Source organism: Trinickia sp., from assembly GCF_057351765.1.
Window position 1 is genome coordinate 45,720 of record NZ_JBMRBK010000089.1, and the last position, 14,890, is coordinate 60,609.

Annotated in this window: 18 protein-coding genes; 16 read left to right on the plus strand and 2 right to left on the minus strand. The window is 64.8% G+C overall.

The genetic code is table 11. The annotated features are described in order from the left end of the window. Positions 1–317 precede the first annotated feature (317 nt). From ACO1XS_RS24275 to ACO1XS_RS24290, 4 genes are all read left to right on the plus strand, one after another. On the plus strand, positions 318–1,343 hold the full coding sequence (locus ACO1XS_RS24275) for an RluA family pseudouridine synthase (RefSeq protein WP_486391898.1): 1,026 nt from the start codon (positions 318–320) through the stop codon (positions 1,341–1,343). Further along, positions 1,324–1,983, plus strand: a complete 660-nt coding sequence (locus ACO1XS_RS24280) for an HAD-IIIA family hydrolase (protein ID WP_486391899.1) — start codon at positions 1,324–1,326, stop codon at positions 1,981–1,983. Before ACO1XS_RS24275 ends, ACO1XS_RS24280 begins: the two co-directional genes overlap by 20 nt. Next, positions 1,980–2,396 carry a Rieske (2Fe-2S) protein gene (locus ACO1XS_RS24285; RefSeq protein ID WP_331574014.1) on the plus strand — a complete coding sequence of 139 codons (417 nt, stop codon included), beginning with the start codon at positions 1,980–1,982 and terminating at the stop codon, positions 2,394–2,396. Before ACO1XS_RS24280 ends, ACO1XS_RS24285 begins: the two co-directional genes overlap by 4 nt. A gap of 74 nt (positions 2,397–2,470) precedes the next feature. Continuing rightward, positions 2,471–3,490 (plus strand): S49 family peptidase, encoded by a 1,020-nt coding sequence (locus ACO1XS_RS24290; protein ID WP_486391900.1) that lies wholly within the window; start codon positions 2,471–2,473, stop codon positions 3,488–3,490. A 25-nt stretch (positions 3,491–3,515) separates the two neighbouring features. Here ACO1XS_RS24290 and ACO1XS_RS24295 read toward each other — a convergent pair whose 3' ends face one another. Then, positions 3,516–4,235 carry an SAM-dependent methyltransferase gene (locus ACO1XS_RS24295; RefSeq protein WP_486391901.1) on the minus strand — a complete coding sequence of 240 codons (720 nt, stop codon included), beginning with the start codon at positions 4,233–4,235 and terminating at the stop codon, positions 3,516–3,518. Next, a complete protein-coding gene (locus tag ACO1XS_RS24300; protein ID WP_331574008.1) occupies positions 4,232–4,879 on the minus strand; it encodes a Maf-like protein in 648 nt (215 codons plus the stop codon). The genes ACO1XS_RS24295 and ACO1XS_RS24300 overlap by 4 nt, the downstream gene beginning before the upstream one ends. Positions 4,880–4,977: 98 nt before the next feature. On the opposite strand from ACO1XS_RS24300, the gene ACO1XS_RS24305 reads away from it, so the two are divergent. The 12 genes from ACO1XS_RS24305 to ACO1XS_RS24360 all read left to right on the plus strand — a co-directional run bounded on the left by ACO1XS_RS24305 (position 4,978) and on the right by ACO1XS_RS24360 (position 14,888). Further along, complete coding sequence (locus ACO1XS_RS24305) at positions 4,978–5,643, plus strand: DUF177 domain-containing protein (RefSeq protein ID WP_486391902.1); 666 nt, start codon at positions 4,978–4,980, stop codon at positions 5,641–5,643. 117 nt (positions 5,644–5,760) lie between these two features. Next, positions 5,761–5,940, plus strand: coding sequence for a 50S ribosomal protein L32 (rpmF, locus tag ACO1XS_RS24310; protein WP_007741736.1), 180 nt, complete (start codon positions 5,761–5,763; stop codon positions 5,938–5,940). 195 nt (positions 5,941–6,135) lie between these two features. After that, on the plus strand, positions 6,136–7,239 hold the full coding sequence (gene plsX, locus ACO1XS_RS24315; protein ID WP_173258374.1) for a phosphate acyltransferase PlsX: 1,104 nt from the start codon (positions 6,136–6,138) through the stop codon (positions 7,237–7,239). Then, a complete protein-coding gene (locus ACO1XS_RS24320; protein WP_331574004.1) occupies positions 7,239–8,228 on the plus strand; it encodes a beta-ketoacyl-ACP synthase III in 990 nt (329 codons plus the stop codon). Before plsX ends, ACO1XS_RS24320 begins: the two co-directional genes overlap by 1 nt. Positions 8,229–8,333: 105 nt before the next feature. After that, a complete protein-coding gene (fabD, locus tag ACO1XS_RS24325; protein ID WP_331574002.1) occupies positions 8,334–9,272 on the plus strand; it encodes an ACP S-malonyltransferase in 939 nt (312 codons plus the stop codon). Positions 9,273–9,406: 134 nt separating this feature from the next. Continuing rightward, the gene (gene fabG / locus ACO1XS_RS24330; RefSeq protein ID WP_331574000.1) at positions 9,407–10,156 is read left to right on the plus strand and encodes a 3-oxoacyl-ACP reductase FabG; all 750 of its coding nucleotides are present in this window, start codon (positions 9,407–9,409) and stop codon (positions 10,154–10,156) included. A 155-nt stretch (positions 10,157–10,311) separates the two neighbouring features. Beyond that, positions 10,312–10,551: an acyl carrier protein gene (acpP, locus tag ACO1XS_RS24335; RefSeq protein ID WP_004197638.1), complete on the plus strand. Its 240-nt coding sequence runs from the start codon at positions 10,312–10,314 to the stop codon at positions 10,549–10,551. A 155-nt stretch (positions 10,552–10,706) separates the two neighbouring features. After that, complete coding sequence (gene fabF, locus ACO1XS_RS24340) at positions 10,707–11,945, plus strand: beta-ketoacyl-ACP synthase II (RefSeq protein WP_331573998.1); 1,239 nt, start codon at positions 10,707–10,709, stop codon at positions 11,943–11,945. A gap of 15 nt (positions 11,946–11,960) precedes the next feature. After that, on the plus strand, positions 11,961–12,425 hold the full coding sequence (locus ACO1XS_RS24345) for a protein YgfX (protein WP_331573996.1): 465 nt from the start codon (positions 11,961–11,963) through the stop codon (positions 12,423–12,425). 100 nt (positions 12,426–12,525) lie between these two features. Then, positions 12,526–13,125 carry an RNA polymerase sigma factor RpoE gene (gene rpoE, locus ACO1XS_RS24350; RefSeq protein WP_173258364.1) on the plus strand — a complete coding sequence of 200 codons (600 nt, stop codon included), beginning with the start codon at positions 12,526–12,528 and terminating at the stop codon, positions 13,123–13,125. Between the two features lie 79 nt (positions 13,126–13,204). Further along, a complete protein-coding gene (locus ACO1XS_RS24355) occupies positions 13,205–13,819 on the plus strand; it encodes a sigma-E factor negative regulatory protein (RefSeq protein ID WP_331573995.1) in 615 nt (204 codons plus the stop codon). Positions 13,820–13,823: 4 nt separating this feature from the next. Further along, positions 13,824–14,888, plus strand: a complete 1,065-nt coding sequence (locus tag ACO1XS_RS24360) for a MucB/RseB C-terminal domain-containing protein (RefSeq protein WP_331573993.1) — start codon at positions 13,824–13,826, stop codon at positions 14,886–14,888. The last annotated feature ends 2 nt before the right edge of the window (positions 14,889–14,890 follow it).

Consider the following 14,890-nt stretch of genomic DNA (forward strand, 5'->3'; position numbering starts at 1 on the left):
GCCGTAGTTTTCGCAATCGGGAGCCTCGTGACCTACGACATCGTCCGATACCGAGGCTCGCCTGATGAATTCTTTTTTACCAACCTTCCGTTACCGTCGGAACCGGCTGCGACCGAACGCGCCTGCGGGCGCCGTCCTTGCCACTCGCCAATTCCGTGCGTGCAACTCGTTGCTACTTTTGAAAGGGCAAGCAACGCGCCCTGGGGTACCGCCAAGCAAGTAAAATAGCAGCTTCTCGCTTCGCCCCCGCGCAGCTCGCCGGATTCGCCGGCCAACACGCCGGCAGCCGCAGGCTGCTGGGGCAAATTATATTCAGAATGAATGAGTTAGGCAAAATATCCCAGAAATTGGTCGCGAGCGACCAAGTCTCGATCATACAGGTGGATGACGGCGTTGCCGGCCAGCGGATCGACAATTTTTTGCTGAAAGTCTGCAAAGGGGTGCCGAAAAGTCACATTTACCGGATCCTGCGCAGCGGGGAAGTGCGGGTCAACAAGGGGCGTGTCGACGCGAAATATCGTCTCGTCACGGGCGATCTCGTCCGCGTGCCCCCGATTCGCGTCGCGCTGAGCGAGGCGGCCGCATTCGTACCGGCGGCGCCGGCCGCCGAGTTTCCGGTGCTGTTCGAAGACGAATACCTTCTCGTCATCGACAAACCGGCCGGGGTGGCGGTGCACGGGGGCAGCGGCGTCGCGTTCGGCGTCATCGAGCAAATGCGCGAGGCGCGGCCGCTCGGCAAGTTTCTCGAACTCGTGCACCGGCTCGATCGCGAAACCTCGGGCGTGCTGATGCTCGCGAAAAAGCGTGTCGCGCTCGTCGGCTTGCACGAACAGATTCGCGAGAACCGCATGGACAAGCGCTATTACGCCTGCGCGCACGGCGAATGGGCGCCAGATTGGGGGCAGCGGCGCGCGGTCAAGGTCGCGCTCACCAAATACCTGACGGCGGACGGCGAGCGTCGCGTGCGTGTCGATCCGGATGGGCTTGCGTCACATACCGTGTTCAATCTCGTCGAGCGGTGGCCCGGATATGCGCTCGTCGAAGCGGAGCTGAAAACGGGGCGCACCCACCAGATTCGCGTGCATCTCGCGCATCTCGGCTTGCCGATCGTCGGCGATGCGAAGTACGGCGATTTTGCGCTGAACAAGGCGCTGGCGCGCGCGGACGCCCGTCCGGGGCTCAAACGCATGTTTTTGCACGCACACCGCTTGAGTCTCCTGCATCCGGTCACAGGCGAGCCGCTGACGTTCGAGGCGCCATTGCCCGCGCAATGCCGGCGTTTTCTGGATCAACTGAACGAATCGACCGACGAGGCGCGAGCCGATGGCCCGAGAACTCTTTGACCTGATCGTTTTCGATTGGGACGGCACGCTGATGGATTCCACCGCGCATATCACGCGCAGCATCCAGGCGGCCTGCCGCGATCTCGGGCTGCCCGTGCCGGCCGACGAGGCGGCGAGCTACGTGATCGGACTCGGGTTGCGCGACGCGCTGCAAATTGCGGCGCCGACGCTCGACCCGAGCGGGTATCCGCGTCTGGCCGAGCGCTACCGCTATCACTTCCTGCTCAAAGACGCGCAGATCGCCCTTTTCGATGGGGTGCGCGAGTTGCTGGAAGAGTTGCGCGATGCGGGCTATCTGCTCGCGGTGGCCACCGGCAAGAGCCGGGTCGGGCTGAATCGCGCGCTCGACGGCGCGGGCCTCTTGCGGATGTTCGACGGCACGCGTTGCGCGGACGAGACGTTCTCGAAGCCGCACCCGGGCATGCTGCATGAGTTGACGCGCGAATTGGGGCAGGATCTCGCGCGCACGGTCATGATCGGCGATACGACGCACGATCTGCAGATGGCGCAAAACGCCGGAACGGCAGGCATCGGCGTGGCTTACGGCGCGCATCGGGCCGATGCGCTCGAGGCGCTCGCGCCGCGGTTCGTGGCCGACAGCGTGGCGACGCTGGCCGCTTGGCTCAGGGAGCACGCATGAGCGACGCTCGGCCGCAGGGCGGTCGGGCCGAGGGCCCTGAGGCGGTGCGCGTGTGCGCTTCGGGCGCGCTCGTCGATGGCGGGGCGGGCGTGCGGGTTGCGGCGCGCTACGATGGCCAGGACGCGGTGGTTTTTTTCGTGCGCTTCGGCGAGGTCGTCTACGGATACCTGAATCAGTGCGCGCATGTACCGATGGAGCTCGACTGGGTCGAGGGCCAGTTCTTCGAATCGTCAGGCTTATACTTGATGTGCGCCACCCATGGCGCCATCTATGCGCCGGATAGCGGGCGCTGCGTCGGCGGGCCGTGCCGCGGCGGCCGCTTGCGGCCCGTGACGGTCGAAGAGCGCGAAACGCCCGATGGCCGGGCGGTATTCTGGCTTCCGGACGAATCGCTTCGTCCGGCTCCCGAGTAGGGTACAAAGCGGGGCCGGGCATGGGTTCCCACCGTCATTCACTTCCTTTCCTCCGCGGCGATTCATCATCGAGCATGACCGACAATTTGACTCCTGAATCCGGCGAGAACGCCGATCGCCCCTCCGGCGCCGCACCCGCGCCGCAGACGCCGCCTTCGCGCGAGCCCAACTGGGAGCGCGCCGTCCTCGAGCGCGTGGCGCTCGCCGCCGTTCGCGAGCAGCGGGCCGCGCGGCGCTGGCGGATCTTTTTCCGCTTCGCGTTTCTGTTCGTGCTGGCGCTCATCGCATTCGCCTTGTTCGACGTGCCGGGCGAAAAGGTCGCGGTGGCTGGCCGCCACACTGCGCTCGTCAGGATCGACGGCGAAATCGCCTCGGACAAGAACGCCAACGCCGAAGATGTCGCCACGTCGTTGCGCCGGGCCTTCGAAGACACGGACACGGCAGGTGTCGTGCTCCAGATCAACAGTCCCGGCGGCTCGCCCGTGCAAGCAGGCATGATCAACCGCGAGATTCGCCGTTTGCGGTCGAAATACCCGTCGATCCCGCTGTATGTCGTCGTGGGGGACATGTGCGCATCGGGCGGTTATTACATCGCCGCGGCCGCGGACAAGATCTACGTCGACCGTGCAAGTATCGTCGGCTCGATCGGCGTGTTGATGGACGGTTTCGGCTTTACAGGGTTGATGGACAAGCTGGGCATCCAGCGGCGCCTGCATACGTCGGGCGCCAACAAGGGCTTTTTCGATCCGTTCTCGCCCGAAACGCCCGCCATGAACGAACACGCGCAAGTGATGCTCGACGCGATCCACCGGCAGTTCATCGATGCCGTGCGCGAAGGCCGTGGCAAGCGGCTGCACGAGACGCCCGATCTGTTCTCGGGGCTCTTTTGGACCGGCGAAAAGAGCGTCGAGCTCGGCCTGGCGGACGGCTTTGGCGATACGGGTTACGTCGCGCGCGACGTCTTCAAGGCGCCGCGCGTCGTCGACTACACGGTGAAGGAGAGCATTTCCGATCGGATCGCGCGCAAGTTCGGCACCGCCTTCGGTGCCGCGGCCGTGCACGCGCTGGCGGGTGCCGGTGTATCGCTGCGCTGATAGCGCCGCCTTGCTCGCGGCCGGTTCAGGTCGCGAGCAGCAGAAAGATGGCGGGCCGCTTGTGCAGTTCGGGGGCACCGGCCTTTTTCCAGGCCGATACGGGCCGGCTCACGATCGTTTCGGTCTCGAGCGTCAGGTCGACGGCAACGGCGACGAGCGTGGACGGCGCGCAGCCGGCCAGTATCGCGTCGAGCAGTGCGCGATTGCGGTACGGCGTCTCGATGAATATCTGCGTTTCCCTGGCCTTGCGCGAGTGCGCTTCGAGCTCGCGCAGCTTGCGCGTTCGTTCGCCGGCATCGACCGGCAGGTATCCGTGAAAGGCGAAACGCTGACCGTCGAGGCCCGATGCCATCAGCGCAAGCAGGATCGAACTCGGTCCGACGAGCGGTACGACCTTGATGCCGCGCTCGTGCGCGCGGCGCACCAGCAGCGCACCCGGGTCCGCGACCGCGGGACACCCTGCCTCCGAGACGAGGCCCGCGTCGGCGCCCGCGAGCACGGGGGCGAGCAATTGCTCGATGCCGGCGGCCGGCGTGTTGACGTTCAGCTCGCGAATCTCGATCTCCTGTATCGGGCGCTCGGTACCGACGCGCTTCAGAAACGCGCGCGTCGTTTTCGCGTTTTCGCCGATGAAGTAGCGCAGTTGCGCGGTGCGCGCAATGACACTGGCCGGAAGGACGGTCGCGAGCGCGGTGGCGTCGCCGTCGCCCAATGCGTTCGGAATCAAATAGAGGGTGCCGCTCATTGCACACCTCGCGCGGTGCCGAAAAGCGGATAGCCGGCGGTTCGCAGCATGCGGGTGAGTGCGATCAGCGGCAGGCCGACGAGCGCAGTCGGGTCGTCGGAGTCGATGGCGTCGACGAGTGCGATGCCGAGCCCTTCGGCTTTCGCGCTGCCGGCGACATCGTATGGCGTCTCGGCAAGCAAGTAGGCCTCGAGCTCCTCTTGCGGCAAGTCGCGAAAGCGTACGCGCGTGACGACGTCCTCGATCTGGACGATGTCGCGCGCGGCGTCGAACAGCGTGAGCGCACTATGGAATTCGACGGTGCGCCCACGCATCTCTTTCAATTGAGCAAGCGCAGCCTCGTGGCCGCCGGGCTTGCCGATCTGGCGTCCGTCGAACGTGGCGACCTGATCGGAGCCGATGACGAGCATGCCGGCCGCCCCCGGCGAGTCAGGGGCATCGGCTGCGCGCGCGGCGACGGCGCGGGCCTTGGCCTCGGCGAGCCGCAGCGCCGTGGCGGCCGGTGCTTCTCCGGGATGAGGCGTTTCGTCGAGTGACGGCGCGGCCACCTCGAACGGGATGCGCAGCCGCTCGAGCAGCGCGCGGCGATAGGGCGAGCTCGAAGCGAGAATGAGGCGCGGCAGCTGGGCGGATCGAATCGACATCCGGGGTGACCTGTTAAGTATTTGACGGGAAACGGCAAAAGCATTATTCTAGCTGGCTTTTCACGGCCAGTTCGCGCCTTCGGCCGAGGAGCGTGTTCATGACTCAGCAGGCTGGTAAATCAGGCGGTGCAGGCGGCGTCGTGGATCCGCGCGCGCTCGACGTATTCGAATTCGCGCGAAGCGGGCGGCAGGCCGCTGGCGGTTTGCGGATATCGCAATTGCCGCGGTTGTCGAACGAGGTGCCGGCCGATGCCCGCGAGCGGGAGGCGTCGTTCACCTGGCAAGCCGAGGGTTCGACGCAACCGGAACTGCAGGACGACGGCAGTGAGGCCCCGCAGCCGTATTTGCGGCTGGCGGTGCACGGTTCGGCCTGGCTCGAATGTCAGCGTTGCCTCGCGCCGTACGAGCAGTCGTTCGATGTCGATGCCACTTATCGGCTCGTCGAGACCGAGGAAGAGGCCGAGGCTTATCCGCTCGATGACGATGAACTCGACGTGATCGTTGGCTCGCGCCAGTTCGATCTCGTCGATTTGATCGAAGAGGAACTGTTGCTGTCGTTGCCGCTCGTTCCCAAGCACGACGTATGTCCGCAGGTACACGAGAGCTTGAGCTCCGGAGCCGGCGGGGAATTGGCGGGCGAGGCGGGCGAGCAATCGTCGGATGAAGGCGAGGGTGGCAAAGACGGTGAAGACGGCAAGCCGAATCCGTTTGCGGCGCTCGAAGCATTGAAGCGCGACGGCGGTACGGGCGGCAATACGCACTGACCGTACCGTGCGGCGCATGAGTGGAACGCGCGGCAGCACGCGAGGGCCCGGCCTGATGGCCAGTGGCATTGCGCCTGTTGCGCTGTGTTAGAATCCCGAAAATTTTTAGGAGTTACCATGGCAGTTCAGCAAAACAAGAAGTCGCCGTCGAAGCGCGGCATGCACCGCTCGCACGATTTCCTGAATGCAGCGCCGCTCGCTGTCGAACCGAGCACGGGCGAGGTGCATCTGCGTCACCACGTCAGCCCGAATGGCTACTACCGCGGCAAGAAAGTCGTCAAGACGAAAAACGACTAATCGCGATTGGTGCGATGCTTGTCCGGCTCGGTCGCGCATCGCGTGGCCGGCGGCTTGTCGGACCGCTTGTCTGACATTTTCCCGGTTCAACGAAAAGGCGGCATTCAACTGCCGCTTTTTTGCGTCGACTGGAATGCGCGCGCTTTGCGTGCCGACTCCAGTTTCATGCACCGCGCCTGAAATTCGCCGCAGTCAATGACCATAAAGCTCACGATCGATTGCATGGGTGGCGATCACGGCCCGTCCGTGACCGTTCCCGCTGCCGTCAGCTTCGTTCGCTCGCATGCCGACGCCCACCTCGTGCTCGTCGGCCTCGAAGCCCCGATCCGCGCTCAACTGAAGAAGCTCAAGGCACAGGATCTCGACGCCCTGTCCGTCGTCGCGGCATCGGAAGTCGTCGCCATGGACGATCCCGTCGAAGTCGCGCTGCGCAAAAAGAAAGATTCGTCGATGCGCGTCGCGCTCAACCTCGTGAAAGAGGAGGCGGCGCAGGCCTGCGTGTCGGCCGGCAACACGGGCGCGCTGATGGCTGTGTCGCGTTACGTGCTGAAGACGCTCGCGGGCATCGAGCGGCCGGCGATCGCGTCGGCGCTGCCCAACCCGCATGGCTACACGATGATGCTGGACCTCGGCGCGAACGTCGATTGCGAGCCGCAGCACCTGCTGCAGTTCGCCGAAATGGGACACGCGCTCGTCTCGGCGCTCGAAGGCAAGGAGCGGCCGACGATCGGGCTGCTCAATATCGGCGAAGAGGTCATCAAGGGCAACGAAACGATCAAGCGCGCGGGCGAACTGCTGCGGGCGAGCACGCTCAACTTCTACGGCAACGTCGAAGGCAACGATATCTACAAGGGCACGACCGACGTGATCGTCTGCGACGGTTTTGTCGGCAATGTCGCGCTGAAGACGTCGGAGGGGCTCGCCCAGATGCTCTCCGAAATCATTCGCGAAGAATTTGGCCGCTCGCTGCTCACGAAATTGATGGCGTTGCTCGCGCTGCCGGTGCTGCTGCGTTTCAAAAAGCGTGTCGATCATCGGCAGTACAACGGTGCGGCGTTGCTCGGTCTGCGCGGTCTCGTGATCAAGAGCCACGGCTCGGCGGATGCCTACGCGTTTGAGTGGGCTATCAAACGGGGGTATGATGCCGTCAAAAATGGCGTCCTCGAACGCCTCGCGCGCGCGATGGAAGAAAACGCCTACCCGCTCGAGCAGGCCGCGCGCGATGCGGGCGGCGCCGGCTCCGCGAACGCTCCAGGCCGCTCGGCCGAGCCCTACGCTGCGGTATCTTCGAAAGCATAATGGCCCAATCGACAATCTATTCCCGCGTGCTCGGCACCGGCAGTTATCTGCCGGCCAACCGCGTCACGAATCAGGACCTGGCGGAGCGTCTCGCCGAGCATGGTGTGGAGACCAGCGACGAATGGATCGTCGCGCGCACGGGCATCCACGCGCGCCACTTCGCCGCGCCCGATCAAACGACTAGCGATCTCGCCCTCGCGGCATCGCTGCGCGCCATCGAAGCAGCCGATATCGATCCGCAGTCGATCGATCTCATCGTCGTGGCCACGTCCACGCCCGATTTCGTTTTTCCGAGCACGGCGTGCTTGTTGCAAAACAAGCTGCAAATCAAGAACAACGGCGCCGCGTTCGACGTCCAGGCCGTCTGCTCCGGTTTCGCGTATGCGCTTGCCACCGTCGACGCACTCATCCGCAGCGGTCAGCATCGCACGGCGCTCGTGGTCGGTGCCGAGACGTTTTCGCGCATTCTGGACTTCGACGACCGCACCACCTGCGTGCTGTTCGGCGATGGCGCCGGTGCCGTGATTCTGTCCGCATCGGAAGAGCCCGGTGTGCTCGCCAGCGCGTTGCATGCCGACGGCAGCCACGCGGACATCCTCTGTGTCCCTGGGCATGTCAACGGCGGCGCCGTGGCGGGTAACGCCTTTCTCCATATGGATGGTCAAGCCGTATTCAAGCTCGCCGTGCATGTGCTCGAAAAAGTTGCCGTGGAGGCGCTCGAGAAGGCGCATCTGTCGCCCGACCAGGTCGATTGGCTAATTCCGCACCAGGCCAATATCCGTATCATGACCAGCACGTGCCGCAAGCTGCGTCTGCCGCTGGAACGCATGGTCGTGACCGTCGGCGAGCACGGCAATACCTCCGCCGCGTCGATTCCACTCGCGCTCGACCTCGCCGTGCGCGACGGGCGCATCAAGCGCGGTCAGACGGTTCTGATCGAAGGCGTGGGCGGCGGCTTCACCTGGGGCGCGTCCGTTATCCGCTACTGACGCGGGGGGGGCCGCGGTATTCGGCTGCGGCGCTCGAACCAAGCCTCTGGCGCGCTCTGCCATGCCTCGCGCGCATCCCTTATGACCTCGGCAACTGGGGACGATATGAAATTTGCGTTTGTTTTTCCGGGACAAGGTTCTCAAGCTGTCGGCATGTTGAACGCGTTCGCCGATCGCGCGGTCGTGCGTGAGACGCTCCAGGAAGCGTCCGACGCGCTCGGGCAGGACCTCGGCAAGCTGATCGCGGACGGCCCGGCGGATGAATTGAATCTGACGACGAATACCCAGCCCGTCATGCTGAGCGCCGCCTATGCGATCTATCGTGCCTGGCGCGACGCGGGGGGGGCGGTTCCGGCAATCGTGGCGGGCCATAGTCTCGGCGAGTACACGGCGCTCGTCGCGGCCGGCGCGCTCGCCTTTCGCGATGCCGTTCCGCTCGTGCGCTTTCGCGCGCAGGCAATGCAAACGGCGGTGCCCGTCGGGGTCGGCGGCATGGCCGCCATTCTCGGTCTCGATGACGACACGGTTCGCGCGGTCTGTGCCGAAGCGGCCGCGCAAAGCGCAGGTGTCGTGGAGGCCGTGAACTTCAATGCACCGGCACAGGTCGTGATCGCCGGTCACAAGGCCGCCATCGAAAAAGCCTGTGAGCTGGCCAAAGCGAAGGGCGCAAAACGCGCATTGCCATTGCCGGTGTCCGCGCCGTTTCACTCGTCGTTGCTCAAGCCCGCTTCCGATCGGCTGCGCGAGTACCTCGCCAGCGTGGAAGTGAGCGTCCCGCAAATCCCCGTCATGAACAATGTCGATGTCGCCACGGCCATGGAGCCCGCCGCGATCAAGGATGCGCTCGTGCGCCAGGCGGCCGGACCCGTCCGCTGGGTCGAATGCGTGCAGGCGATCGCCAAGGGGGGCGCGACGCACGTCATCGAATGCGGCCCCGGCAAAGTGCTGGCCGGCCTGACGAAGCGCATCGATGGCAACCTCGTCGGCGGCGCAATCGTCGATCCGGCCTCGCTCGAAGAGACGCTCAAGCTCGTCGCCGGTTAAGCGGCGGCAGGGACGGGGCGGCGCTGCCCCGCGCGCGAGCGGCGCGTACCGTTCACCCATTTTTGCGATACAGATCCAACGTCCGGGCGCGGCATGAGCCGAGCGCCGATGCGGGCGGATTACTCGGATAGAACATGGAAAAAGCACTCGACAAACAGACCGCCCTCGTCACGGGCGCCTCGCGCGGCATCGGGCGCGCCATTGCGCTGGAGCTCGCGCGGCAAGGCGCCACGGTAATCGGCACCGCCACGAGCGAAGCCGGTGCGAAGGGCATCGACGAAGCATTTGCGGCTGCGGGCGTCGCCGGGCGCGGTGCGGTATTGGATGTGCGCGACGCGGCGGCGGTCGATGCGCTCATCGATGCCACGGTCAAGGAATTCGGTGCGCTGAACGTGCTCGTCAACAATGCAGGCATCACGCAGGATCAACTGGCCATGCGGATGAAGGACGACGAGTGGGACGCCGTGATCGACACGAACCTGAAAGCCGTCTTCCGGTTGTCGCGCGCGGTATTGCGACCGATGATGAAGGCGCGTGGCGGTCGCATCATCAATATCACCTCGGTGGTCGGCTCGGCGGGCAATCCCGGACAGGTGAACTATGCGGCGGCCAAGGCCGGCGTGGCGGGCATGACGCGTGCGCTCGCGCGCGAGATCGGCAGCCGCGGCATCACGGTCAACTGCGTGGCGCCGGGCTTCATCGACACCGACATGACGAAGGTGCTGCCCGAGGAGCAGCAAACGGCGCTCAAGACCCAGATTCCGCTCGGACGGCTCGGCAGCCCCGAAGACATCGCCCATGCGGTGGCGTTCCTGGCCTCGCCGTTCGCGGGCTACATCACGGGCACGACGCTGCACGTCAACGGCGGCATGTATATGTCGTAACCGAATTCAGGTACCATCCGCGCCTTGGTGGCTCCGACTCTAAAAGGCGCCTTCGGCGCGGCCCATCGGCTAGTCTTGCGCGCGCTTTTTTGCCAGAGCAAACCTGATAAAATGCGCGCACTTGGATTTTTGAACTTTTTTCCCTCGGAGGGGTAATGGACAACATCGAACAGCGCGTCAAGAAGATCGTCGCCGAACAACTGGGCGTCGCGGAAGCCGAAATCAAGAACGAAGCCTCGTTCGTGAATGACCTCGGCGCGGACTCGCTCGACACGGTCGAACTCGTCATGGCACTCGAAGACGAATTCGGCATGGAAATTCCCGACGAGGAAGCGGAAAAGATCACGACGGTCCAACAAGCGATCGATTACGCGCGCGCCAACGTCAAGGCCTAAGGCCTGTCGCATACTTCCCGCACTGCCCGCGTCCGACGCGCGAGTCGCATCTGATGCCTAAGCGGGTGCCGAATTCATAGCCACAGGGCTCACAGGGGCAGGTCCCTGTGGCCGCTGTGGCTTTTGCTTTTGTCATTTATGAAAAAGGGGTTATCGTGAGCCGCCGTCGTGTTGTCGTTACTGGCCTGGGGCTGGTGTCGCCTGTTGGCAATAATGTCGCCGACGGGTGGGCCAATCTGGTGGCCGGCAAGTCCGGCATCGCCACCATCACGAAGTTCGACGCTGCGAACTTCTCGACCCGCTTCGCCGGCGAAGTGAAGGGTTTCAACGTCGAGGACTACATGCCGGCCAAAGAGGCCCGCCATATGGATACGTTCATCCATTACGGCATGGCGGCCGGGGTTCAGGCGATGCAAGACAGCGGCCTCGAGGTGACGGAGGCGAACGCCGAGCGTTTCGGCGTCGTCGTCGGTTCGGGCATCGGCGGGTTGCCGCTGATCGAAGTCACGCAGACGGAGCTGCTCAATCGCGGCCCGCGGCGTATTTCGCCGTTCTTCGTGCCGGCTTCGATCATCAATATGATCTCGGGGCATCTGTCGATGAGGTTCGGCCTGAAGGGCCCGAACCTGGCGCTCGTCACCGCCTGCACGACAGGCCTGCACTGCATCGGCGAGGCTTCGCGCCTCATCGAGTACGGCGATGCCGACATCATGCTGGCGGGCGGCGCGGAAGCGACGGTCTCTCCGCTCGGCATCGGCGGCTTTGCGGCCGCGCGTGCGCTCTCGCAGCGCAACGACGATCCCGCCACGGCGAGCCGTCCGTGGGACAAGGATCGCGACGGTTTCGTGCTCGGTGAAGGCGCCGGTGTCATGGTGCTCGAGGAGTACGAGCACGCGAAGGCGCGCGGGGCGAAGATCTATGCGGAAGTCGCCGGCTACGGGATGAGTGCGGACGCTTATCACATGACGGCGCCGCTCGAAGACGGCGACGGCGCGCGCCGCTGCATGCAGGCCGCGCTGCGCAATGCCGGCGTCAATGCCGACGAAGTCAACTACGTCAACGCGCACGGCACGTCCACGCCGCTCGGCGATATCGCCGAAACGACCGGTATCAAGCGGGCGCTCGGCGAGCAGGCCAAGCGCGTGATCGTCAATTCGACGAAGTCGATGACGGGCCATCTGCTCGGCGGTTCGGGCGGGCTCGAGTCGGTCTTCACGGCGCTCGCCGTGCATCATCAGGTGTCGCCGCCGACGATCAATCTCTTCAACCAGGACCCCGAGTGCGATCTCGATTACTGCGCCAATACGGCGCGCGATGCGAAGATCGACGTGGCGCTGAAGAACTCGTTCGGGTTCGGCGGTACCAACGGTACGCTCGTGTTCAAGCGGGTGTAAGCGATCGGCGAGCCATTGGCCGATAGTCGCGCTACGCTGGCGGCGTATTCGCCGTCAGCGGTCGTTGCGTTGCGACGTTCGTCTGCACTCCTCGCGGCAACGCTCGGGTTCGCCTCGGTCGCCGCGTTCGGCCTTTATGCGATGCTGGCACCGCTCGCGGGCGCCGCTGCCGGGCTCGTACTATCCCTGGCGTGCTACGCCGCGCTGATGCTCGTGGCGCGTGCGCAGCTGTGGGGGCGGGTCGTCGCGCTCGGTATCGAGTCCGACTCGATCGCCGCCTACGATCGCCGGGGGCATACTCTTGTGCGTGGCCCCATCGTGGGCTGCACTCAGTGGGCGAACCGCCTGCTCGTCGTCGCCATCCGGCCGGAGGGGCGAACCCGGGCGGCATCGCTCGTCGTCGCAGCGGATTCGCTCGATGCCGAGACGTTCCGCTCGCTGGCCGTGCGGGCGCGCAACGCCGCGCATCACCATCTGTAAAGACAGTAACGGCCGTTACAGATGCGGCATGCCGCGTTGATGGGGACGCTACAATAGCGCTCCCGCGAAGCGCATCTTTCCAGGCAAACGGACCCATTCAGTGAGCGAAAAAGAAATTGACCAGGTGCTGGTCGAGCGCGTGCAAAAGGGCGATAAAGCCGCGTTCGAACTCCTGGTCGCCAAATACCATCGCAAGATCATTCGGCTGATCTCGCGCCTCGTGCGCGATCCCGCCGAGGTCGAGGATGTCGCTCAGGACGCGTTCATCAAGGCCTATCGTGCCTTGCCGCAATTCCGCGGCGAGTCGGCCTTCTATACCTGGCTCTACCGCATCGCGGTGAACACGGCCAAGAACTATCTGGCGACGCAAAGCCGGCGCGCCCCCACTTCGACCGAAGCTGACGCGGAAGAGGCTGAAACTTTCTCGGACGCCGATCAACTAAGGGATATCAACACGCCCGAGTCGATGTTGATGAGCAAGCAGATCGCCCAGACGGTCAACGCCGCGATGGCGCTGCTGCCGGAGGAATTGCGCGTGGCGATTACACTGCGCGAGATCGAAGGCTTGAGTTACGAGGAAATCGCCGAAATGATGGGGTGCCCGATCGGCACCGTGCGTTCGCGTATTTTTCGCGCACGCGAGGCGATTGCGGCAAAATTGCGTCCGTTGCTGGATACGCCGGAAGGAAGGCGCTGGTAGAACCGGCGCGCTTGAAGTACCGGCGTGGCGGCGGACATGGGTAGGTAGATTACGGGGTGTTTGTGAGATGGGGAGCGTCATGGGGTCGGTCTCGATGCAATCGCAAGTGGGCTCGCGCAGCGAGCATCTATCTGCCGTTGTGGATGGTGAATGGGCCGGTGGGCCCGGGCATATCGGCGAATTTCTTGCGGAGCTGAGCGGCGCCGAGCGCGCCGCGTGGTCCGAGTACCACCTCATCGGTGATGCGTTGCGCTCGGATGACCTGGCTGTGCATCCGGTCGCGAGCAGCAACTTTTTGCGCGGTTTCGCGGCCCGGCTCGAAGCCGAACCGCATGTGCTGGCACCCGCCGCGGCTGGCGCGCGTGCATCGGCGCTGCGGGCAGTGAAGCGCCGCGTGATTCCGGGGCTCGCCGTGGCCGCCGCTGCAGCGACGCTGAGCTGGATCGTGCTGCCTCAGCTGCAGCGCGCGGATGCACCGCACGCCGCAGTGCAGATGGCCGCTCAGCCTGCCCACCACGATGCCGCGCTTCAAGTGGCCGCTGCGGGCGGCCCGGCCGGCTCCGACGGCAACATCATTCGCGATGCAGGGCTCGACCAATACCTCGAGGCGCACCAGCAGTTCGCGCAGCAGCCGATGGTGCCGGGTTCGGCTCCGTTCATTCGCGCCGCCGCGATGACGACGCAAGGTCAATAAACTGATGCCGACCTCGCGAGCAGGGCGTCTTGCCGCCTCGGCGCGGCGGCGCGTCGCATTGTTTTCCGTGGCTGTGTTGTTGCCGGTGGCGCCAGGGGCATTCGCGCAGACCGGGACGGCCCCAGCCTCCGACTCCGCCACCGCGGCCGCCGTCCACGAGCGCGCCGCGGCCTGGCTCGACAGGATTCCGCGCGCGGCGCAGCAGGAAAATTACGAGGGCGTGTTCGTTTATCAGCGCGGCACGTTCGTCCAGTCTTCGCGTATCGCGCACTATGCGACGCGCGGCGACGGCGAGTTCGAGTCGCTCGAAAGCCTCGACGGCAAGCCGCGCAAACTTCTGCGCCACGACGACAGCCTCTACACGTTCGTCCCGGAACGCCATCTTTGCATCCTCGAACAGCGCCAGAACAAGGATTCGTTCCCGGCTTTGCTGAGCGAAAGTGGCCAGCAGGTGCTGGCGACTTACGAGCCGAAGCTGCTGGGCCCCGATCGGGTTGCCGGCATCGATGCGCAAGTGATCGAGCTCGACCCCAAGGACGCCTATCGCTTTGCCTACAAGTTCTGGACCGATGCGAAGACGGGGCTTTTGCTGCGGGCCCAGACGCTCGACGCGAGCGCGCAGGTCCTCGAGCAGATATCGTTCACGCAGTTGCGCATCGGCGTACCGGTCAACAAGGCGCCGATTGCGGCGGGCATCCGTAATACGGCGGGCTGGACGCTCGTTCGCCCCCCGTTGCAGCCCGTCGATATGGAGGCGCAAGGCTGGCGGTTCGGTCCCGAAGTACCGGGTTTTCGCAAGATTCGCGAGTTGCGGCGGCCGATGGCGGCCCGCGAAGCCGGCGCGCCGCCGATTCCGGTCGATCAGGCAGTGTTTTCGGATGGCCTCGCGACGGTGTCCGTTTTCGTCGAACCGGTCGAGAAAAGCTCGCGCAAGGAGGGAGCCGGCGCGAGCGGCGCGACGCATGTGCTCGTCACGCGGCACGGGGATTACTGGATCACCTTGCTCGGCGAGGTTCCGCAAGGCACACTGCAGCTCTTTGCCTCTGCCATAAAATACCCGGGCAAGTAACA